We start from the raw sequence: 19600 nt of genomic DNA, 5'->3' as shown, positions 1-19600 counted from the left end.
AGTCGAAGGGTTGTCACGTTCTGTTAGCCCATTCGAGTGGAGGTTGCAGATTCAACTTACGGTGCGTAACGAGCAGCAAGATCGATGCGACGACGAGTCAACGCACCCGCACCGGAGATCCACCGTTCAGCACCGAGGGCACCGCCAGCAGGGAGAAGCACCTTGAGCACCACCTCCACCGCACGCCCGGCCTCCGAGAACCTCCTCCCCCTCGTCGTCCTGCCACTGGTCGCGCTCGGGTCGGCCGGGCTCGTCGCACTCCTCGGCACACCGGTCTGGGGCGTGGTCGCGGGCGTCGTGGCCGCGCTCGCCGGGCTCGTGGCCCTCGCGCTGGTCCGGGCGTCGCACGCGGTGGACCGCATCCTCGACGAGGAGCTGGACCACCGCTGATCACCCTCCGTCGCGCCCGCCACCGGCAGCCGCGTCACCCTGCGTGAACGCGGGTCCGGGCGGGCATCATCACGGCATGGCGGACGACGGCAGATCGGGCATCGAGGAGCGCACGGCGCTGCGGCGGCACATGTACGGCACGAAGGACCTGGCCGCGCTGCCCGTCTTCGCCGGCGGCTTCATCAACTTCGGCTACTGGCGCGACGTCGACCTGACCGGCCCGATCACCGTCGAGCAGCGCGTCGCCACCCAGGAGGCCCTCTACGACGTGGTCCTCGACGCGCTGGCGCCCCGACCGGGCGACCGGCTCGTCGAGGTCGGCTGCGGGCACGGCGTGGGCACCCGGCGGGCGCTGCGCCACGACCCCGCCCTGGTCCGCGGCCTGGACCTGGTGCCGGAGCAGGTCGCGCGCGCCACCGCGGCCAACGACGACCCGCGCGTGGCGTTCGCGCAGGGCGCGGCCCACGACATGCCGTTCGACGACGGCGCGTTCGACGCCCTGCTGTCGGTGGAGGCCGCGCAGCACTTCGAGGACGTCGCCGGGTTCGCCCGGGAGGGCGCGCGGGTGCTCGGCGACGGCGGCCGGTTCGCGCTGACCACGTTCTTCGCCACCGACGCCGCCGCCGCGCCGGAGCTGCTCACCGCGGTCGAGTCGTTCGCCCGGGGCCTGGACCTGGCGCACCCGGTGGGCGAGGTGCTCGACCACCTGCGCGCCGCCGGGTTCGCCGACGTGGCGGCGACCTCCATCGGCGAGCACGTGTGGCGCGGCCTGGACCGCTGGCTCGAACTCGGCCCCCGCCCGGACCACTGGGACCGCGCCTACCACCGGGTGGCCCGGCGCGGCCTGCTCGACTACTACCTGGTCACCGCGCGCAAGCCGGCAGGATCGGGGGTGTGACGACGCACCCGACCGCCGCCGTGCCCGACCCGCTGTTCCCCGACGCCGAGGCCGAGGCCCGCTGGCGCGCCCGCTTCACCGCGGCGCGCGTGAGCCTGCCCAGCTGGGCGGAGGACGCGCCGGACCGCAACCTGTACCTGTCGAACTCCAGTGGCGTGTGGGAGATCTACGCCTGGGACCGGGCCACCGGCACCCACCGCAAGGTCACCGACCGGCCCAACGGCACCTCGCACGGCGCGCTCAGCCCCGACGGCGAGTCGATCTGGTGGTTCGACGACACCGACGGCGACGAGTTCGGCACGTGGGTGCGCGAGCCGTTCGCGGCGGCCGGCGACGTGAAGCCCGCCGTGGAGGGCGTGCACGCCGGGTACCCGGCCGGGCTGGAGATCGGGCACGAGGTCGTCGCGGTCGGCACGTCCACCGACGACGGCACCACCGTGTACGTCTCGCGCGGCGGCGCGCCCGCCGAGGTCGTCTACGCGCACGAGAACGACGGCGGGGTGACCGCGCTGTCCAAGGACGAGACGCTGCTGGCGCTCGCGCACTCCGAGCACGGCGACAACCGGCACGCCGCGCTCCGCGTGATCACCCCGACGGGTGAGAAGGTCGCCGAGAAGTGGGACGGTCCGGGCAAGGGCCTGGACGCCATCGCGTTCAGCCCGGTGCGCGGCGACAACCGGCTGCTCGTCGGGCACGAGCGGCGCGGCAAGGACGAGCTGCTGATCTGGGACGTCGCCACCGGCGAGGAGACCGAGGTCGTGGTCGACCTGCCCGGCGAGATCAGCGCCGACTGGTACCCGGACGCGTCGGCGCTGCTGGTCGTGCACACCTTCCGGGCGCGCAACACGCTGCACCGCTACGACCTGGCGACGGGGGCGCTGACCGCGCTGGACACCCCGCACGGCACGGTCGGCGGCGCGCACGTGCGGCCCGACGGCTCGGTGGAGTACTCGTGGTCCTCGGCCGGGCGGCCGGGCGTGGTGCGGGTGCTGGCGGCGGACGGCGACGAGCGCGTGCTGCTCACCCCGCCCGGTCACGCGGCGCCGGCCTCGGTGGACCTGACCGACGTGTTCGTCGGGGACGTGCACGCCCTGGTCGCGCGGCCGGAGGGCGCGCCGGACGGCCCGCTGCCGACCGTGTTCCACCTGCACGGCGGGCCGCACTCGGCCGACGAGGACCGGTTCTCCGCCTACCGGGCGGTGTGGCTGGACGCCGGGTACGCCGTGGTGCACGTGAACTACCGGGGCTCCACCGGGTACGGCTCGAAGTGGCGCGACGCGATCGAGGGCCGGCCGGGGCTGACCGAGCTGGAGGACGTGGCCGCGGTGCACGACTGGGCCGTGTCGACCGGGTTCGCCGACCCGGCGAGGTGCGTGGTCAACGGCGCGTCGTGGGGCGGGTACCTGACGCTGCTGGCGCTGGGCACGCAGCCGGAGCGGTGGGCGGCGGGTGTCGCGGGCGTGCCGGTGGCCGACTACCTGGCCGCCTACGAGGACGAGATGGAGCCGCTGCGGGCGTTCGACCGGGCCCTGTTCGGCGGGTCGCCGGAGGAGCTGCCGGAGCGGTACCGCGAGTGCTCGCCGCTGACCTACGTGGACGCGGTGCGCGCGCCGGTGCTGGTGCTGGCGGGCGAGAACGACCCGCGCTGCCCGATCCGGCAGATCGACAACTACCTGGACCGGCTGGCCGAGCGGGGCGCGGCCTACGAGGTGTACCGGTACGACGCCGGGCACGGGTCGCTGGTGGTCGCGGAGACGATCCGGCAGACGGCGGCGGAGGTCGCGTTCGTGCGGCGGGTGCTCTGAGGACGCGGCCGGGGCCCTCCGGGTGGGAGGGCCCCGGCCGGGTTCGTCAGGGCGTCACGCCTGCTGGGCCTGCCACATCCAGTGGGCCTGCTCCAGGTTCCTGGTGACCTCGATGAGCAGGTCCTGGGTGACGAGGTCGGGCTTGTCGACCTCGTCGATCCGGCCGCGCAGCCGCTCGATCAGCTTGCCGAGGGCCGTCACGACGGCCTCGACGACGTCGGCCTCCTTGAGCCAGTTGTCCGGGAACTCCGGGACACCCGACCCCTCGGCGACGGTCCTGGCCTTGCCGTTGGGCGAGATGCCCAGCGCCGCGGCCCGCTCGGCCACCTCGTCGGTGTACGTCCGCGCGGTCGTGACCAGCTCGTCGAGCTGGAGGTGGACGCTGCGGAAGTTCTTGCCGACCACGTTCCAGTGGGCCTGCTTGGCCACCAGCGACAGGTCGATCAGGTCGACCAGGGTGGCTTGCAGGACCGCCCCCACGGCTGCCTTGTCGGCGTCGGACAGCGGGCTGGTGATCGGGCTCTTGCTCATGTGGCTGAGTCCTCCTTCACACGGTGGCGGTGAGGGCCACCTCGATGTTGCCGCGGGTGGCGTTGGAGTAGGGGCAGATCTGGTGCGCTGCGTCGACCAGCCGGTCGGCGACGGCCTGCTCCACCCCCGGGATGTGCACGGCCAGCTCCACGGCCAGCTGGAACCCGCCCGCGTCGTTCGGGCCGATGCCGACCTTGGCGTCGACGGTGGTCTCACCGGTCGTCACCTTGGCCTGGCGCGCGGCGACCTTGAGCGCGCTGTGGAAGCACGCCGCGTACCCGGCGGCGAACAGCTGCTCGGGGTTGGTCTTGTCGCCGCCGGGACCGCCCAGCTCGGTGGGGGTGGCGAGCTGCTCGTCGATCACGCCGTCGGAGGACCGGACCTCGCCGTTGCGCCCGTCGCCGACCGCGGTGGCTTGCGCCGTGTAGAGCACCTTCATCGTCACGCTCTCCCTCGAGCCGGTGGTGGCTTGTCGATCAGTCCAACGCCCGGTCGGGCTGATCCACACCCGGTCGTGGGGCAGCTCACGCCCTTTCGAGAGGTACCCGCTACCCGGCCTTCGACACGGCGAATTCCGCCACCTGTCGCCCGATCGTGCGGAGCTGCTCCCCGACCGAGGGCACGGAGCAGCCGCCTTCGAGGTCGAACTCGACCTCGCGGGAGTTCACCGCGGCGCCGAGGGGCGTGGGCCAGCCGCGCAGGGCGTGCACGATGGACCGCAGCGCGGTGAGCGTGGTGACCGACGCCTGCCAGCCGTGGGCCGCGGCCACGCAGCCGACCGCCCGGCCGTCGAGGTAGGGGCGCTCGTCGTCGCGCAGGTCCTCGACGTAGTCCAGGGCGTTCTTGACCAGGCCGGACACCGTGCCGTGGTAGCCGGGTGAGACGAGGACCACACCATCGGCCCGGCGCAGGGCCTCCACGAGCCGGCGGGCGTTGTCCGGGCGGTCGTGGATGGACGGGTCGTAGAACGGCAGCACCAGCTCGGGGCCCGCGACCTCGATCACCTTGGCGCCCGCGTCCGCGGCACCGCCCAACGCGATGCGCATGGCGCGCTCGGACTGCGAGTTGGGGCGGAGCGACCCGCCGATGCCCACCACGGTGACCGTCATGGTCCCGATCCTGCCACCTCGACCTAGCTGGAGGTCCATTCCTCGCTTCGGTGCTTACCCACGAGTAACGTGCGTCGCATGTCGAAGCTCGCGGAGTCGATCCCACCCGGTGTCCTCGCCGGCGCCCTGCGCTTCGCGTTCGGCCTGCCCGCGCCGCTGCGCAGGCTGATCGCCGGGCGCCCCATCACCCTGGACGGCCAGGAGCTGCACCCCGAGGCGCAGCTGCTGCTCAAGCTCCAGCAGCTCAGCGGCGAGGACTGGCAGACGACCACGCCGGCCGCGAACCGCCTCGCGCTGTCCCGCAGCAACCAGCTCGTGTGCGGGCCGGTCATCGGCGGCGTGGCGGTGCGGTCGCTCGACCTCGACGGCGTCCCCGGCCGCTCCTACGAACCGACCTCGCTCGCGCCCGGCTCGCCGCTGCTGGTCTTCTACCACGGTGGCGGGTGGGTGTCCGGCGACCTGGACAGCCACGACAACCTGTGCCGCTTCCTCGCGGTCGAGGCGGGCGTGCGGGTGCTGTCCGCCGACTACCGGCTGGCGCCCGAGCACCCGTTCCCGGCCGCCGCGGACGACGCGCGGACCGCGTTCGAGTGGGCGGTGGCGCACGCGGACGAGCTGAACGCCGACCGCGACCGGATCGCCCTGGGCGGCGACAGCGCGGGCGGCAACCTCGCCGCGGTGACCGCCCTGCACGCGGGCGCGGTGAAGCCGGTGTTCCTGCTGCTGTTCTACCCGGCGGTGGACGCCTCGGTGCGGCGGCGGTCGCGGGAGCTGTTCGGCAACGGGTTCTTCCTGACCGACGAGAAGATGGACTGGTTCCTCGACCACTACGCGCCGTCCCGCGACGTGCACAGCGACCCGCGGCTGTCCGTGCTGCTGGCCGAGGACCTGAGCGGCCTGCCGCCGACGTACCTGGCCACGGCCGGGTTCGACCCGCTGCGCGACGAGGGCGAGGCGTTCGCCGAGAAGCTGGCCGAGCAGGGCGTGCCGGTGGTGCTGCGCCGCCACCCGGGCCTGTTCCACGGGTACGCGAACATCCTCGGCGTGGGCGGCGTGTTCCGGGAGGCGGTGGCCGAGGCGGTCGGGGCGCTGCGCACCGGGCTGGCCCTGGCCAACTCGCGGCAGGACATCGCCGAGACCGCCTAGCCCGGCGCACCCGGGTCGGTGCGCCGACGGGTCCGGCGGTGCGGAACGGGCGGGAGGGCCGCCCGGCGCTGATCCGGGCGGCCCTCCTGGTCTTCGGGCGCGGTCTTCGGGCGTGGACCCGGCGCGCTACCCGCGGAAGGCGGCGGCGATCCGGTCGCCGGTCTCCTTGTCGACGGCGCGCCAGTACTCGAACACGCGCTCCAGCACCGGGGCCGACACGCCGTTGCCCGCGTGCGCGACGACGTTCCGCACCAGGCGCTCGCGCTGGGCGTCGTCGAAGACCTCGCGGACCAGCGTGCCCGCCTGGCCGAAGTCGTCGTCCTCGGCGTGCAGCTTGTAGGCGGAGCGCACGACCTCGTCCTCGACGCCGTAGGCCGAGAGGGTCTCCCCCGCGACCACCGCGTCGGCGTGCGGGCCGCCGTAGGAGTTGGGCGCGTACACCGGGTCGCTCGCGTTGCCGTACCGCATCGCGCCGTCCTTGGCGTACGAGTTCACCGGCGACTTCGGCCGGTTCACCGGCAGCTGCGCGTAGTTCGCGCCGATGCGGTACCGGTGCGCGTCCGGGTAGGCGAACAGGCGGCCGATCAGCATCTTGTCCGGGGACGTGCCGATGCCGGGCACCAGGTTGCCGGGCTCGAACGCCGCCTGCTCGATCTCGGCGAAGTAGTCCGCCGGGTTGCGGTCCAGGACCAGCTTGCCGACCTCGACCAGCGGGTAGTCGCCGTGCGGCCACACCTTGGTCAGGTCGAACGGGTTGAAGCGGTAGTCCGCGGCGTCCGCGTACGGCATGACCTGCACGTGCAGCGTCCACGACGGGAACTCGCCCCGCTCGACGGCGTGCCACAGGTCGGCGCGGTGCGCGTCGGCGTCCTCGCCGGCGATCCGCGCGGCCTCCTCCGACGTCAGGCACTCGACGCCCTGGTCGGTCTTGAAGTGGTACTTGACCCAGAACCGCTCGCCGGCCGCGTTCTCCCACAGGTAGGTGTGCGAGCCGTAGCCGTTCTGGTGGCGCCACGTCCTCGGGATGCCCCGGTCGCCCATCAGCCACGTCACCTGGTGCGCGGTCTGCGGCTGGAGCGTCCAGAAGTCCCACTGCATGTCGTGGTCGCGGCGGCCGGTGTCGGCGCGGCGCTTCTGGGACCGGATGAAGTCGGGGAACTTGATCGGGTCGCGCAGGAAGAACACCGGCGTGTTGTTGCCGACGAGGTCGTAGTTGCCCTGCGACGTGTAGAACTTCAGCGCGAACCCGCGCGGGTCGCGCCAGGTGTCGGGCGAGCCCAGCTCGCCGGCGACGGTCGAGAAGCGCAGCAGCGCCTCGGTCCGCACACCCGGCTGGAACAGCGCCGCCTTCGTGAAGCGGCTGACGTCCCGGGTGGTCTCGAAGTGGCCGAACGCGCCGCCGCCCTTCGCGTGCACGACCCGCTCGGGCACCCGTTCGCGGTTGAACTGGGCGTTCTTCTCGATCAGGTAGTGGTCCTGGAGCAGGATCGGGCCGTTCGCGCCGAGCGTGAGCGAGTGGTCGTCGCTCGCGACCGGGGTGCCCGCGTTGGTGGTGGTGTGACGCGCTTCGGTCACGCTTCCAGCTCCTTCGGTGGTGGTGCGGCAGTCGGTCTTCGGGTGCGGGGGCCCGGAGGTGCGGTTCAAGGGAGGTCGGCGCCCCGGCACGCGGGGCAGTGGCCCCAGAACAGGACTTCCGCCTCGTCCACGGCGAAACCGGCGGCGTCCGACGGCTCCAGGCAGGGCGCGGCGCCGTGGACGCAGTCGACGTCCTCGGTCCTGCCGCACGCCCGGCACACGAGGTGGTGGTGGTTGTCGCCGATCCGCGTCTCGAAGCGCGCCGGGTGGCCGGCGGGCTCGATGCGGCGGAGCAGCCCGGTCCGGGAGCACGTGTTCAGCACGTCGTAGACGCCCTGCGTGGACACGGACCCCAACTTCGCCCGCACGGCCTCGGCGACCTGGTCGGCCGTGGCGTGCGGGTGCTCGGCGAGCCATTCGAGCACCGCGATCCGGGGCGCGGTGACGCGCAGCCCGGCGTCCTTGAGCAGCTCGCGAGGTCCTGGGGTCATGGCCGACCCAGTCAAGCAACCTTTCTTGAACCGGTCAAGAAAGCGAATGGTTAAAGCTCTTGCGCGGACGGGTGAAGATGAACTCGTGAACGTCGCTAACTACCTCGCCGTCCTGCGCACGCCGCGCGTGCCCGGTCTCATGCTGCTCATGCTGCTGGCGCGGGTGCCGGCGACGGCCGCGGGCATGACCGTCACGATGCACGTGCTGCTCGGCCTGGAACGGGGCTACGGCGAGGCGGGCCTGGTCGGGGCCCTGTCCACGGTCGGCATCGCGATCGGCTCGCCGCTGATGGGACGGCTGGTCGACGGGCGCGGGCTGCGCGCCATGCTCGCCGTCTCGATGGTCTCCGAGGGCGTCTTCTGGTTCGTCGCGCCCCTGCTGCCCTACCACGTGCTGCTCGTCACCTGCTTCTTCGCCGGCCTCATGGTGATGCCGGTGATGTCGCTGGGCCGCCAGGTCCTCACCGCCCTCGTGCCCGACTCCTCCCGGCGCACCGCGCTCGCCATGGACTCGATGGCCGTCGAGGTCTCGTTCATGGCCGGCCCGGCGCTGGGCGTCGCCCTGGTGACGCAGAGCGGCAGCCGCACCGCGATGTGGGTGATCGGCGCGGCGATGGTGCTCGTCGGCGCGGTCCTGTGGTGGGTCGACCCGCCCGTGCGGCACGAGTCCGAGGACACCGTCCGGGTGCCGCGCCGGGAGTGGCTCGACGGCCGCATGGTCGGCGTGCTGGTCAGCGCGGGCGGTGCCACGTTCGTGCTGTCCGGCGTCGAGGTGTCGCTGGTGGCGTCGATGCGCGAGCTCGACCTGACCGCGTGGACGGGCGCGATGGTCGCCGTCATGTGCGTGGCGTCCCTGCTCGGCGGTTTCGTCTACGGCGGCCTGGACCGCGTGCCGCCGCTGTGGGCGCTGATGGGCGGCATGGGCGTGCTGGCGGTGCCGATCGGCCTGGTCGCCGGCTCGCCGTGGTGGCTGGCCCTGGCCCTGGTGCCGACGAACTTCCTGTGCGCCCCCACCATCACCGCGACCGGCGAGGCGATCACCACCAACGCCCCCGCGTCGGCGCGCGGCGAGGCGATGGGGTTGCAGGGCTCGGCGTTCACCCTGGGCGTCGCGCTCGGCCAGCCCGTCACCGGTTTCGTGATCGACCACGGCTCCCCCGCCTGGGGCTTCGCGACGGCCGGCCTGGGCGCGGTGGCGATCGCGCTGCTCACGATCCTGCTGGACCGCCGGACGCGCGCCGCGGCCTACAGTTCGGCCAACGCGCGGTAGAGGCGTTCGACGCCGGGGCGGGCCGCGGCGTAGTGGCGGACCGCGGCCGGGTCCGGTCGGATCGTCCTCACCGGCTTGATCAGCTCCGCGGCGACGGTGAGGTCCGGGAACTCGCCCAGCGCCCGCCACGCCACCAGGGCCGCGCCCACGCCGGAGCCCTCGCTGTCGTCCGCCAGCTCCAGCTCCAGGCCGAGCGCGGACGCCAGCACGGTCGCCCACAGGTCGCTGCGGAACGCGCCGCCGGTCACCCGGACCGCGTGCACGTCCGCCACCGAGCGCACCGCGTCGAGGACCAGGGCGAGCTGCTGCGCCACGCCCTCGACCAGGGCCCGGGTGATCTCGGCGCGGCCGTGCTCGCGGCGCAGGCCGATGACCGCCGAGGTCGCGTCGGGGTCCCACCAGGGCGCGCGCTCGCCGAGCAGGTAGGGCAGGGCGGTGACGCCGTTCGCGCCCGGCGGGACGGCGGCGGCCTCGGCGAGCAGGGTGGGCAGGTCGGCCTTGAACGCGTCCGCGGCCCACTGGGCGGCCACGCCGCCGTTGCTCACCGCGCCGCCCAGCACCCACAGGTCGTCGGCGATCGCGTAGCAGAACACGCGGCCCAGCTCGTCCACGGCGGGCCCGGAGCGGACCACGCGCAGCGCGCCGCTCGTGCCCAGGGACACCGCCGCCACGCCCGGCACGACCGCCCCCACGCCGAGGTTCGCCATCGGGCCGTCGCCGCCGCCCAGCACCACCGGCGTGCCGGGGTCGACGCCGGGCACGGCGAACGTCAGCGGCACCGAGTCGGTCGGGGCGTGCAGCTCGGGCAGCTGCTCCGCCGTCACCCGGGCGAACGCGAGCGCGTCGGCGTGCCAGGACCTCGTGGCCAGGTCCATCAGGCCGGTCGCCGACCCCGACGAGTGCTCGGTGGCGAACACGCCGGTGAGCTTGAGCGCGACGTAGTCCTTCAGGCCGCACCAGCGGTCCGCGGTCGTGCCCTGCTCGGCGAACCACGCGAGCTTCACCAGCGGCGACATGGTGTGGACCGGGGTGCCGGTGGCGCGGTGCAGCGCCGTGCCGCGACCCGTGCCGCGCAGCTCGGCGGTCTGCGCCACGGCCCGGTTGTCCGCCCACGACAGCGACGGCGTCACCGGGCGGCCGGACGCGTCCAGGCCGAGCAGCGTGTGCATGGCCCCGGTCAGCGAGATCGCCCGCACCCGGTGACCCGAGGTCGCGACCTCGCGCAACCCGGTCAACGCGGCCGTCAGGACCTCGTCCGGGTCGTGGGTGGCCTCGCCGGAGGGCGTGGTGCGCATCGGGTAGCCGTGCTCCGCCGATGCCACCACGCCCGCGTTCCGGTCCACCGCGATGACCTTGGTCGAGGTCGTGCCGAGGTCGATCGCGAGCACTACGTCCGCCATGAGGCGAACCTACAGCGGACGGACCCCGCGCAGCGCGACCACGGGCGCGACTACAGGCGGGCGACCAGTTCCTCGGCGATCTCGTAGGTGTTCAGGGCCGCGCCCTTGCGCAGGTTGTCGCCGCACACGAAGAAGTCCAGCGTGTTCGGGAAGTCCAGCGCCTGCCGCACGCGGCCCACGTAGGTCGGGTCCTCGCCGACGACGTCCGCCGGCGTCGGGAACTCCTTCGCCGCCGGGTCGTCCACCAGCACGATGGTCGGCTGCGCGGCCAGGATCGCGTGCGCCCGGGCCACCGTCACCTCGCGCTCGAACGTCGCGTGCACGGCCAGCGAGTGCGTGGTCACGACAGGCACGCGCACGCAGGTCGCCGACACCTTCAGGTCCGGGATGCCCAGGATCTTGCGGGACTCGTTGCGGACCTTCAGCTCCTCGCTGGTCCACCCGTCGTCCTTGAGGGAACCGGCCCACGGCACCACGTTCAGCGCCAGCGGCGCCGGGAACGGCGAGTCGGACACCGGCAGGCCCGCGGCCTCCAGCGCCTCCCGCACGTCGCCCGCGCGGACGCCGACCTGCTTGCCCGCCAACGCCCCGACCTCGGCGTAGAGGCGGTCGATCGCGACCTGCCCGCCGCCCGAGGCGGCCTGGTAGGACGCCACGACCAGCTCGCGCAGCCCGAACTCGCGGTGCAGCGCGCCCAGCGCCGCCATCATCGACAGCGTCGTGCAGTTCGGGTTCGCGATGATGCCCTTGGGCCGCGTCGCGGTCGCGTCCGCGTTGACCTCGGGCACCACCAGCGGCACCTCGGGGTCCATCCGGAACGCGCCCGAGTTGTCCACGGCGACCGCGCCGCGCGACGCCGCGACGGGCGCCCACTCGGCCGAGACCTCGTCCGGCACGTCGAACATCGCGACGTCCACGCCGTCGAACGCCTCGGGCGTCAGCTCGACCACCGTCAGCTCCTCGCCGCGCACGGTGATCTTCTTGCCCGCCGAGCGCGCCGACGCGATGAGCCGCACCTCGCCCCACGGCACCGACTCGCGCCGGTTGATGATGTCGATCATGACGGTGCCGACGGCACCGGTCGCCCCCACCAGGGCGAGCACCGGCCCGCTCATCGCCCGCTCCCCGCGTACACCACGGCCTCCTCGTCGCCGCCCAGGTCGAACGCGTCGTGCAGCGCGCGCACGGCCTCGTCGAGCTGGGTGTCGCGGCAGATGACCGAGATCCGGATCTCCGAGGTGGAGATGATCTCGATGTTGACCCCGGCGGACGCCAGGGCCTCGCAGAACTGCGCGGTCACGCCGGGGTGCGAGCGCATGCCCGCGCCGACCAGCGAGACCTTGCCCACGTGCTCGTCGTAGAGCACCTGGTCGAAGCCGATCTCCTCGCGCGACTTCTCCAACGCGGCCACGGCGCGCGGGCCGTCGTCCTTCGGCAGGGTGAACGTCACGTCGGTGCGGCCGGACACGGCCTGCGACACGTTCTGCACGACCATGTCGATGTCCAGCTCCGCCTCGGCCACGACGCGGAAGATGCGCGCCGCCATGCCGGGCAGGTCGGGCACCGCGGTCACGGTGACCTTGGCCTCGGACCGGTCGTGCGCGACGCCGGTGATCATCGCCTGTTCCACGGGAAGGTCCTCCACTGACCCGGACACGATGGTCCCGGGCTTGTTGCTGAACGAGGATCGGACGTGCACCGGGACGCCGTACCGGCGGGCGTACTCGACGCAGCGCAGCATGAGCACCTTGGCCCCGCTGGCCGCCATCTCGAGCATCTCCTCGTAGGAGATGGTCTCCAGCCGCTTGGCGTTCGGCACGATGCGCGGGTCGGCGCTGAACACGCCGTCCACGTCGGTGTAGATCTCGCAGACGTCGGCCTTCAGGGCGGCGGCCAGCGCCACCGCGGTGGTGTCGGTGCCGCCGCGGCCGAGCGTGGTGATCTCGTTGCTGCCCTGGGACACGCCCTGGAAGCCCGCGACGATCGCGATGGCCCCCTCGGCGAGCGCGTCCTGGATGCGGCTCGGCGTCACGTCGATGATGCGCGCCTTGCCGTGCACGGAGGTCGTGATCACGCCGGCCTGCGAGCCGGTGTAGGAGCGGGCCTCGGCCCCCAGCGAGCTGATCGCCATCGCCAGCAGCGACATGGAGATGCGCTCACCGGACGTGAGCAGCATGTCCATCTCGCGGGCGGGCGGCACCGGGGACACCTGGCGCGCCAGGTCGAGCAGCTCGTCGGTCGTGTCGCCCATCGCGGAGACCGCGACGACGACGTCGTTGCCCGCCTTGCGGGTCGCGACGATGCGCTCGGCCACGCGTTTGATCCGCTCGGCGCTCCCGACCGAGGAACCGCCGTACTTCTGGACGACGAGCGCCACAGACCCACTCCCTCCAGGTGCTTCAAGCCCAGCTCACGGGGAGACTACCTGGCCCGAGGAGTGGGACGGGGCCGCCGTGACGCCCACTACCCTCGGGGTCGTGCCAAGCCTGGAGGCCGTTCGCGTGGAGCCCGAGGACGCGCCGTCGGCGCGGGACCGGTTGGCCCGCGCGGCCAGACACCGGGTGACCGTCGCGCTCGCCCCCGCCGTGCTGTTCCTGCTGGTCAGGGAGCTGGGCCTGCTGGCGCTGCAGCTGATGGCCGCCCGCTGGGACAAGGGCGTCACGAAGGCTCTCACCTCGTGGGACGGCCAGTGGTTCCTGGGCATCGCCGAGGGCGGGTACGCCGACGTGCCGCCGTGGCTGGTGGACGCCTTCGGGCGGCGCTCGCCGGAGACGCCGCTCGCGTTCTTCCCCGGCTACCCGGCGCTGGTGCGGTGGGTGGCGGGGCTGCCGGGCGTCGAACCGGTGGGCGCGGCGTTCGCGGTGAGCCTGGTCAGCGGCGTGTTCTGCGCCTACGGGCTGGCGCGGCTGGGCCGGCGGGTGCTGGGCGGGTCGCGGCGGGCCGGGCTGGTGCTGGTGGTGCTGTTCGCGGCGTCGCCGATGGCGGTGGTGCTGTCCATGACGTACTCCGAGGCGACGTTCTGCGCGCTGGCCGCGTGGTCGCTGGTCGGGGTCGTGGAGGGGCGGTGGCTGCTCGCCGGGCCGTGCTGCGCGGGCGCGGGCCTGGTGCGGCCGACGGCGGCGGCGCTGGTGCTCGCGGTGTGCGCGGCGGCGGCGGTGGCGGTGTGGCGGCGGCGGGACGGCTGGCGGCCGTGGGCGGGCGGGCTCGTCGCGCCGCTCGGGCTGCTCGGCTACCTCGGGTACGTCGCGGTGCGCACGGGCCGCTGGGACGGCTGGTTCGCCGTGCAGCAGGCCGGCTGGGACTCGCGGTTCGACGGCGGCGCGGCCACGTGGAAGTTCGCGCTGCTCATCCTGGGCGAGCCGCGGTCGGTGCTGGAGCTGGCGACGGTGTGGCTGCTGGTGGTGGCGCTGGCCCTGGTCGTGCTGGGCTTCCGGCGCGGGCTGGAGTGGCCGCTGTCGGTGTACGGCATCGGCGTGCTGGCCATGGACCTCGGGTCGAACGGGCTGATGAACTCCAAGGCGCGGCTGCTGCTGCCCGCGTTCACGCTGCTCGTGCCGGTCGCGGTGGCGCTGGCGCGGCGGCGCACGTCGACCGCGGTGGCCGTGCTGGTCGGCGCGGCGGTGTTCAGCGCGTGGTTCGGCGCCTACGCCATCACGGCCTGGCAGTACGCGATCTGAGGGGGACCCGGTGGAAATCAACCCGCTGATCTCGCGGCGCTGGAGCCCGCGCGCCTTCGACCCCGACGCCGTCGTGGGGCCACCGGTCGTCCGGACGCTCCTGGAGGCGGCCCGGTGGGCGGCCTCGCACGGCAACACCCAGCCCGCGCGGTTCCTCGTCGGGTACCGGGGTGATGACACGTTCGAGCGAATCTTCGCGTCCCTGCGGCCGGGCAACCGGACGTGGGCGGGACGCGCGTCGGTGCTGCTGGTGGGGGCGGTGGCGACGGTCGACGACCGGGGGCCGGTGCCGAACACCGAGTTCGGGCTGGGGCTGGCCGTGCAGAACCTCGTGCTCCAGGCGGTGGAGCTGGGGCTGGTCGCGCACCAGGTGGGCGGGTTCTCGCCGGAGGCGGTGCGCGAGTCCTTCGGGGTGCCGCAGGACGTGCGGCCGGTCGTGGTCGTCGCGGTGGGCCGGCTCGGCTCCGCCGACGACCTGCCCGAGGACCTCGCCGCCCGCGAACGCCGCCCGCGCGTGCGCAAACCGCTGTCCGAAACGGCCTTCACCGACCAGTGGGGCACCCCCGCCTTCCCCACCTGACCCGCGAGAGTCCAACGCTCAAGCCCCGAGAGTCCAACGCTCAAGCCCCGAGAGTCCAACCCTCGGGTCCGGTGAGTTCTTCGTTCGGGCCGACCGGTCGGTATGCGGAACGTAGAACTCAGGGGTCCTGGGCGTTGGACTCTCGGGGTCTGAGCGTTGGACTCTCGGGGGCTGGACGCGCCGGACCCCGCCACCAGGGGGGAGGGGTGGCGGGGTCCGGGGCTGCTCGCGCGAGCCGCGTGCCCTAGCGGGCGACGAGGCGGGCGAGCAGGCCGGCCACGACGACCCAGAAGACCGCCGCGAGACCGAAGTTGAGGATCACGTCGAGCTTGTTGTTGCCCGTCTGGAACAGCCCGGGGAAGAAGAGCGCCAGCGGCTCGGCGAGCTGCTGGATGAAGCGGTAGAACGCGTTCGCCGTGTTCACCCCGATGAGCAGCATCAGGATGTAGATGACCTCGATGAGCGCAAACACGGCGCCGACACCGCGGATCACTCGCGCGGCGGTGTACGAGCCGCTGCGCGTCGTTGAGGTTCGCCATCTGGACATGGCATGGAGATGCCCTAACCACCATCGAGTGAAACTCCTTCGAGTGAAGTTCCACCATCTGGGCGCTCAGTTCCTCCGAGCCGCCGAATCCGGTTAACCTGGTGGCGTGGCACGTGCCCTCCTGCTTCGCCGCCGTGACGGGGTCTGATCAGACCGGCCCCCCGTCGCGGGATCGAGCGTTGCCGCCGGTCGTCCTCCCACCACCGGCCGCAGGAGATCCCCGATCATGACCACCAGCCCTGACGCGTACGTCACCGGCACCAGCCGCATCCGCACCCCGGCCCGCCCCGTCGCCGACCAGCCCGCCTGGAACCCGCAGCGCGGCACGTCGATGCCGGTGCACCGCTACCGCCCGTTCCACGAGGTCGTCGAGGTGGTGGACCTGCCCGACCGCACGTGGCCGACCAAGCGCGTCGAGAAGGCGCCGCTGTGGTGCGCGGTCGACCTGCGCGACGGCAACCAGGCGCTGATCGACCCGATGTCCCCGGCGCGCAAGCGCAAGATGTTCGACCTGCTCGTGCGGATGGGCTACAAGGAGATCGAGGTCGGCTTCCCGGCCGCCTCGCAGACCGACTTCGACTTCGTCCGCGAGATCATCGAGGACGGCGCGATCCCGCCGGACGTCACCATCCAGGTGCTGACGCAGTGCCGGGAAGAGCTGATCACCCGCACGTTCGAGTCGCTGCGCGGCGCGCACAAGGCGATCGTCCACTTCTACAACTCGACGTCGGTGCTCCAGCGGCGCGTGGTGTTCAGGTCGGACCGCGAGGGCATCAAGAAGATCGCCACGGACGCCGCCCGGTACGCGCTGACGCTGGAGCCCGAGTACCCGGAGACCGACTTCCGCTACGAGTACTCGCCCGAGTCGTACACCGGCACCGAGCTGTCGTACGCGCTGGAGGTGTGCGACGCCGTCTCCGAGATCATCGCGCCGACCCCGGACAAGCCGCTGATCATCAACCTGCCGGCGACCGTCGAGATGGCCACGCCCAACGTCTACGCCGACTCGATCGAGTGGATGTCGCGCAACCTGGCGCGGCGCGAGTCGATCATCCTGTCGCTGCACCCGCACAACGACCGCGGCACGGGCGTCGCGGCGGCCGAGCTGGGCTACCTGGCCGGCGCCGACCGCATCGAGGGCTGCCTGTTCGGCAACGGCGAGCGCACCGGCAACGTGTGCCTGGTGACGCTGGGCATGAACATGTTCAGCCAGGGCGTCGACCCGCAGGTCGACTTCTCCGACATCGACGAGATCCGGCGCACGGTCGAGTACTGCAACCAGCTGCCCGTCGCCGAGCGGCACCCGTACGGCGGCGACCTGGTGTTCACCGCGTTCTCCGGCTCCCACCAGGACGCGATCAAGAAGGGCTTCGAGGCCCTGGAGGACGCGGCCAAGGACGCGGGCAGGCACGTGGACGAGTTCCCGTGGGAGGTCCCGTACCTGCCGATCGACCCGAAGGACGTCGGCCGCAACTACGAGGCCGTCATCCGGGTCAACTCGCAGTCCGGCAAGGGCGGCGTCGCGTACCTGATGAAGGTCGAGCACCACCTGGACCTGCCGCGCCGCCTCCAGGTCGAGTTCTCCCGGGTGGTCCAGGAGGTCGCCGACACGCACGGCGGCGAGATCGGCCCGAAGGACATGTGGGACTCGTTCTCCGCGGAGTACCTGGACCCGACCGCCCCGCTGAAGCTGCTGCGGCAGAAGGTGTCCGGCGACGGCAGCGGCCACGAGAAGATCACCGCGATGGTCGTCGTCGACGGCGAGGCGCAGGAGATCACCGGCACCGGCAACGGCCCGATCGCCGCGTTCGTCGACGCGCTGGCCACCATCGGCTACGACATCCGCGTGCTGGACTACTTCGAGCACGCGATGTCCTCCGGTGACGACGCCCGCGCCGCGGCGTACCTGGAGTGCGCGGTGAGCGACCGCGTCCTGTGGGGCGTGGGCATCGACAGCTCCACGGTGGCGGCGGCGCTGCGCGCCCTGGTGTCCGCGATCAACCGCGCCCACCGCTAGACCGCGCACCGGGACGCGCCCCCCTTTGGGTGCGTCCCGGGGGTGCGTCCTGGTGAACCGCACCTGACGGATTCCTGAAGACCTCCGCCGGGCGGGCATGATCGGGGGGCGCGGCGCGTTCCCCGGTCATGACCGCCCTCGTGGTGCTGTTCGTGGTCGCCGTCGTGCCGCTCGCGCCGACCGAGGCCGTGCTGATCGGCTGCGGCGTGCTGGCCGCGTCCGGTGACCTGCCGCTGGCCGGCGTGGTCCTGGTGGCGGCCCTCGGGTGCACGCTGTCCGACCTGGTCAACTTCGCCGTCGGGCGCGGTGCCGGGATGCGGGCGCTGGCGCGGTTCAGCACCCGGACGGGACCGCGGGCCGTGGTGGCGTGGACGGCGTCGCACCTCGCCTCGCGCGGTGGGTCCGTGCTGGTCGCCGTGCGGTTCGTGCCGGGCGGTGGGCTGGTGGGCGCGCTGCTGGCGGGGTCGCTGCGGTGGCCCGTGCGGCGGTTCGTGCCGGTCGCGGCGGCCGGGGCGGTGCTGTGGAGCACCTGGACGGCGGTGCTCGGCTACTCCGGCGGGCGGCTGTTCGGCGACCCGCTGGTGGCGCTGGTGGTCTCGGTCGGCGTGGCGGCGGGGATCGGCGTGCCGATCGGGGCGGCGGTGCGGGCCGCCCAGCGCCGCGTGGTCGACGCGGCGGCGGCGTCGGTCGCGACGGCGTCCGTGCCGGCGGCGGTGGCGGTGTCCGTGCCGGTGGCGGTGTCCGTGCCGGCGTCCACTCGGGACGCGTCCACTCAGGACGCGTCGGCCCCGGCTCCCCCGGCGGGGATCGCGCCCGCCTGAGCCAGGCGGGCCTCGACCGCGGCCCGCGCCCGGTGGTAGGCGTGCGGGTCGTCGTGCAGCACGGAGCGGGCGTTGGCCAGCTCCAGGAACGCGATGAGCTCGAACGCGAGCTGGTCGGCGTCCTCGGCCAGGCCCGGCACGTCGGCGATCGCGGTGCGCACGAGGTCGTACCACCGGGCCCCGCAGTCGGCGACGGCGTCGCGCACCCGGCCGGGCCGGGCGTCGAACTCGGCCTGCACGGCGTAGAAGAAGCACCCGCCGGGGAACGTGCGCTCCTCCGAGTACGCCAGCCAGCCGCCGAGCAGGCGCGCCAGGCGGTCGAACCCGGGCGGCAGGGCCAGGGCGGGCTCCACGACCCGGCGCACGAAGATCGCCACCGCCGCGCGCACGGTCGCCAGCTGGAGCTCCTCCTTGGAGCCGAAGTGCGCGAACACGCCGCTCTTGCTGACCTCCAGCTCGGTCGCGAGCCGGCCGATCGACAGCCCCTCCAGGCCCTCGACCGAGGCGACGTCCGCGGCCCGCCGCAGGATCAGCCGCCGCGTCTGCTCGCCGCGCTCCACCCGTCCGTCCACCTTCGCACCGGCCACGCCGTCCACGCTAACCCCTTGACCACCCGCAAACTAATTGTACGATCGTTCGTACAACTAGAAGGGTGGGCGAATGGATCTCCTGGACCTGCACGCGTCGTCGATCGCGCTCAACGAGGAGCTGTGGGCCGGCGTCACCGGGGAGCGGCTCGACCTGGCGACGCCGTGCGAGGGCTGGACGGTGCGCGAGCTGATGCGCCACCAGGTGGACATGGCGCTGAAGTTCACGGCGGGCGCGCGCGGCACCACGCCGGGGGAACCCGCGGACGACGACCCGCTCACCGCGTACCGGGCGGCGTCGGCCGCCGCCGCCGGGGCGTTCCGGGAACCGGGCTTCCTCGACCGCGCGGCCGAGTTCCCCGGCTACGGCACGCGCCGGGGCAGGGACCTGGTGGCCGCGCACTTCGTGGACAACCTGGTGCACGCCTGGGACCTCGGCCGGGCGCTGGGGTTCGACCCGGCGCTCGACGAGGAGCTGGTCGGGGCCGCGGTCCGCATGGCGCGGCACTACCCGACGACGCCGGACGTGCGGGGGCCCGGGGGCGCGTTCGCGATGCCGGTCGCCGTGCCGGAGGACGCGCCGGCCACGGATCGGCTGGTGGGCCTGCTCGGCCGCTCACCGCACTGGACGGCCCCGGCGGCCTGACACCGGTCGGGGGGCCGGTCGAGGGCCCGACACCGGTGGGGGCCGGTCAGGGGGCCCGGCACCGGTCGGGGCGCTTCCACAGGGGGAGGCGCCCCGACCGGTGCGGTGCG

20 protein-coding genes are annotated in these 19600 nt (G+C 73.3%); 10 read left to right on the top strand and 10 right to left on the bottom strand.

Going from position 1 to position 19600, the window contains the following annotated elements:
- Positions 1 to 162: 162 nt before the first annotated feature.
- The 3 genes from ACRAKJ_RS01185 to ACRAKJ_RS01175 all read left to right on the top strand — a co-directional run bounded on the left by ACRAKJ_RS01185 (position 163) and on the right by ACRAKJ_RS01175 (position 3093).
- Positions 163 to 390 (top strand): hypothetical protein, encoded by a 228-nt coding sequence (locus tag ACRAKJ_RS01185; protein ID WP_438921000.1) that lies wholly within the window; start codon positions 163 to 165, stop codon positions 388 to 390.
- Positions 391 to 466: 76 nt separating this feature from the next.
- The gene (locus ACRAKJ_RS01180; RefSeq protein ID WP_438920999.1) at positions 467 to 1288 is read left to right on the top strand and encodes a methyltransferase domain-containing protein; all 822 of its coding nucleotides are present in this window, start codon (positions 467 to 469) and stop codon (positions 1286 to 1288) included.
- On the top strand, positions 1285 to 3093 hold the full coding sequence (locus ACRAKJ_RS01175) for a prolyl oligopeptidase family serine peptidase (RefSeq protein WP_438920998.1): 1809 nt from the start codon (positions 1285 to 1287) through the stop codon (positions 3091 to 3093). The genes ACRAKJ_RS01180 and ACRAKJ_RS01175 overlap by 4 nt, the downstream gene beginning before the upstream one ends.
- Before the next feature lie 54 nt (positions 3094 to 3147).
- On the opposite strand, the gene ACRAKJ_RS01170 is transcribed toward ACRAKJ_RS01175, so the two are convergent.
- The 3 genes from ACRAKJ_RS01170 to ACRAKJ_RS01160 all read right to left on the bottom strand — a co-directional run bounded on the left by ACRAKJ_RS01170 (position 3148) and on the right by ACRAKJ_RS01160 (position 4733).
- A complete protein-coding gene (locus ACRAKJ_RS01170; protein WP_438923789.1) occupies positions 3148 to 3624 on the bottom strand; it encodes a ferritin-like domain-containing protein in 477 nt (158 codons plus the stop codon).
- A gap of 16 nt (positions 3625 to 3640) precedes the next feature.
- On the bottom strand, positions 3641 to 4063 hold the full coding sequence (locus tag ACRAKJ_RS01165; protein ID WP_438923790.1) for an organic hydroperoxide resistance protein: 423 nt from the start codon (positions 4061 to 4063) through the stop codon (positions 3641 to 3643).
- A gap of 109 nt (positions 4064 to 4172) precedes the next feature.
- Complete coding sequence (locus tag ACRAKJ_RS01160; RefSeq protein WP_438923788.1) at positions 4173 to 4733, bottom strand: NAD(P)H-dependent oxidoreductase; 561 nt, start codon at positions 4731 to 4733, stop codon at positions 4173 to 4175.
- A gap of 78 nt (positions 4734 to 4811) precedes the next feature.
- On the opposite strand from ACRAKJ_RS01160, the gene ACRAKJ_RS01155 reads away from it, so the two are divergent.
- Positions 4812 to 5879, top strand: a complete 1068-nt coding sequence (locus ACRAKJ_RS01155) for an alpha/beta hydrolase fold domain-containing protein (protein WP_438923787.1) — start codon at positions 4812 to 4814, stop codon at positions 5877 to 5879.
- 126 nt (positions 5880 to 6005) lie between these two features.
- Here ACRAKJ_RS01155 and ACRAKJ_RS01150 read toward each other — a convergent pair whose 3' ends face one another.
- Both ACRAKJ_RS01150 and ACRAKJ_RS01145 read right to left on the bottom strand, forming a co-directional pair.
- Positions 6006 to 7454, bottom strand: a complete 1449-nt coding sequence (locus ACRAKJ_RS01150; RefSeq protein WP_438923786.1) for a catalase — start codon at positions 7452 to 7454, stop codon at positions 6006 to 6008.
- 65 nt (positions 7455 to 7519) lie between these two features.
- Positions 7520 to 7945 carry a transcriptional repressor gene (locus ACRAKJ_RS01145; RefSeq protein ID WP_438923785.1) on the bottom strand — a complete coding sequence of 142 codons (426 nt, stop codon included), beginning with the start codon at positions 7943 to 7945 and terminating at the stop codon, positions 7520 to 7522.
- A gap of 85 nt (positions 7946 to 8030) precedes the next feature.
- Here ACRAKJ_RS01145 and ACRAKJ_RS01140 point away from each other — a divergent pair, with 85 nt between their 5' ends.
- Positions 8031 to 9215: an MFS transporter gene (locus tag ACRAKJ_RS01140; protein ID WP_438923784.1), complete on the top strand. Its 1185-nt coding sequence runs from the start codon at positions 8031 to 8033 to the stop codon at positions 9213 to 9215.
- On the opposite strand, the gene ACRAKJ_RS01135 is transcribed toward ACRAKJ_RS01140, so the two are convergent.
- The 3 genes from ACRAKJ_RS01135 to ACRAKJ_RS01125 are packed head-to-tail and all read right to left on the bottom strand — an operon-like array spanning position 9191 to position 12992.
- Positions 9191 to 10615: an FGGY family carbohydrate kinase gene (locus tag ACRAKJ_RS01135; RefSeq protein WP_438923783.1), complete on the bottom strand. Its 1425-nt coding sequence runs from the start codon at positions 10613 to 10615 to the stop codon at positions 9191 to 9193. The genes ACRAKJ_RS01140 and ACRAKJ_RS01135 overlap by 25 nt on opposite strands.
- 50 nt (positions 10616 to 10665) lie before the next feature.
- Entirely contained in the window at positions 10666 to 11730 is a 1065-nt protein-coding gene (locus tag ACRAKJ_RS01130) for an aspartate-semialdehyde dehydrogenase (protein WP_438923782.1), read from the bottom strand.
- Entirely contained in the window at positions 11727 to 12992 is a 1266-nt protein-coding gene (locus tag ACRAKJ_RS01125; RefSeq protein ID WP_438923781.1) for an aspartate kinase, read from the bottom strand. The genes ACRAKJ_RS01130 and ACRAKJ_RS01125 overlap by 4 nt, the downstream gene beginning before the upstream one ends.
- A 76-nt stretch (positions 12993 to 13068) precedes the next feature.
- Here ACRAKJ_RS01125 and ACRAKJ_RS01120 point away from each other — a divergent pair, with 76 nt between their 5' ends.
- Together ACRAKJ_RS01120 and ACRAKJ_RS01115 are read left to right on the top strand one after the other, a co-directional pair.
- A complete protein-coding gene (locus tag ACRAKJ_RS01120; RefSeq protein ID WP_438923780.1) occupies positions 13069 to 14292 on the top strand; it encodes a hypothetical protein in 1224 nt (407 codons plus the stop codon).
- A gap of 10 nt (positions 14293 to 14302) precedes the next feature.
- A complete protein-coding gene (locus ACRAKJ_RS01115) occupies positions 14303 to 14872 on the top strand; it encodes a nitroreductase family protein (protein WP_438923779.1) in 570 nt (189 codons plus the stop codon).
- 244 nt (positions 14873 to 15116) lie between these two features.
- Here the strand turns inward: ACRAKJ_RS01115 and ACRAKJ_RS01110 are convergent, their stop codons facing one another.
- Positions 15117 to 15344, bottom strand: coding sequence for a hypothetical protein (locus ACRAKJ_RS01110; protein ID WP_438923778.1), 228 nt, complete (start codon positions 15342 to 15344; stop codon positions 15117 to 15119).
- A 301-nt stretch (positions 15345 to 15645) separates the two neighbouring features.
- On the opposite strand from ACRAKJ_RS01110, the gene leuA reads away from it, so the two are divergent.
- Together leuA and ACRAKJ_RS01100 are read left to right on the top strand one after the other, a co-directional pair.
- Positions 15646 to 17436 carry a 2-isopropylmalate synthase gene (gene leuA / locus ACRAKJ_RS01105; protein WP_438923777.1) on the top strand — a complete coding sequence of 597 codons (1791 nt, stop codon included), beginning with the start codon at positions 15646 to 15648 and terminating at the stop codon, positions 17434 to 17436.
- A gap of 128 nt (positions 17437 to 17564) precedes the next feature.
- Positions 17565 to 18257, top strand: a complete 693-nt coding sequence (locus ACRAKJ_RS01100; RefSeq protein WP_438923776.1) for a VTT domain-containing protein — start codon at positions 17565 to 17567, stop codon at positions 18255 to 18257.
- Here the strand turns inward: ACRAKJ_RS01100 and ACRAKJ_RS01095 are convergent.
- Positions 18209 to 18844: a TetR family transcriptional regulator C-terminal domain-containing protein gene (locus ACRAKJ_RS01095; RefSeq protein ID WP_438923775.1), complete on the bottom strand. Its 636-nt coding sequence runs from the start codon at positions 18842 to 18844 to the stop codon at positions 18209 to 18211. The two genes, ACRAKJ_RS01100 and ACRAKJ_RS01095, sit on opposite strands and share 49 nt — an antisense overlap.
- A gap of 73 nt (positions 18845 to 18917) precedes the next feature.
- Between ACRAKJ_RS01095 and ACRAKJ_RS01090 the strand changes: the two genes are divergently transcribed.
- Positions 18918 to 19490, top strand: a complete 573-nt coding sequence (locus tag ACRAKJ_RS01090; protein ID WP_438923774.1) for a TIGR03086 family metal-binding protein — start codon at positions 18918 to 18920, stop codon at positions 19488 to 19490.
- Positions 19491 to 19600: the final 110 nt, after the last annotated feature.

Source organism: Saccharothrix sp. DSM 118769 (assembly GCF_052936295.1).
Note: the sequence above shows the minus strand (reverse complement) of the source record. Positions and strands in the feature narration are given on the sequence as shown.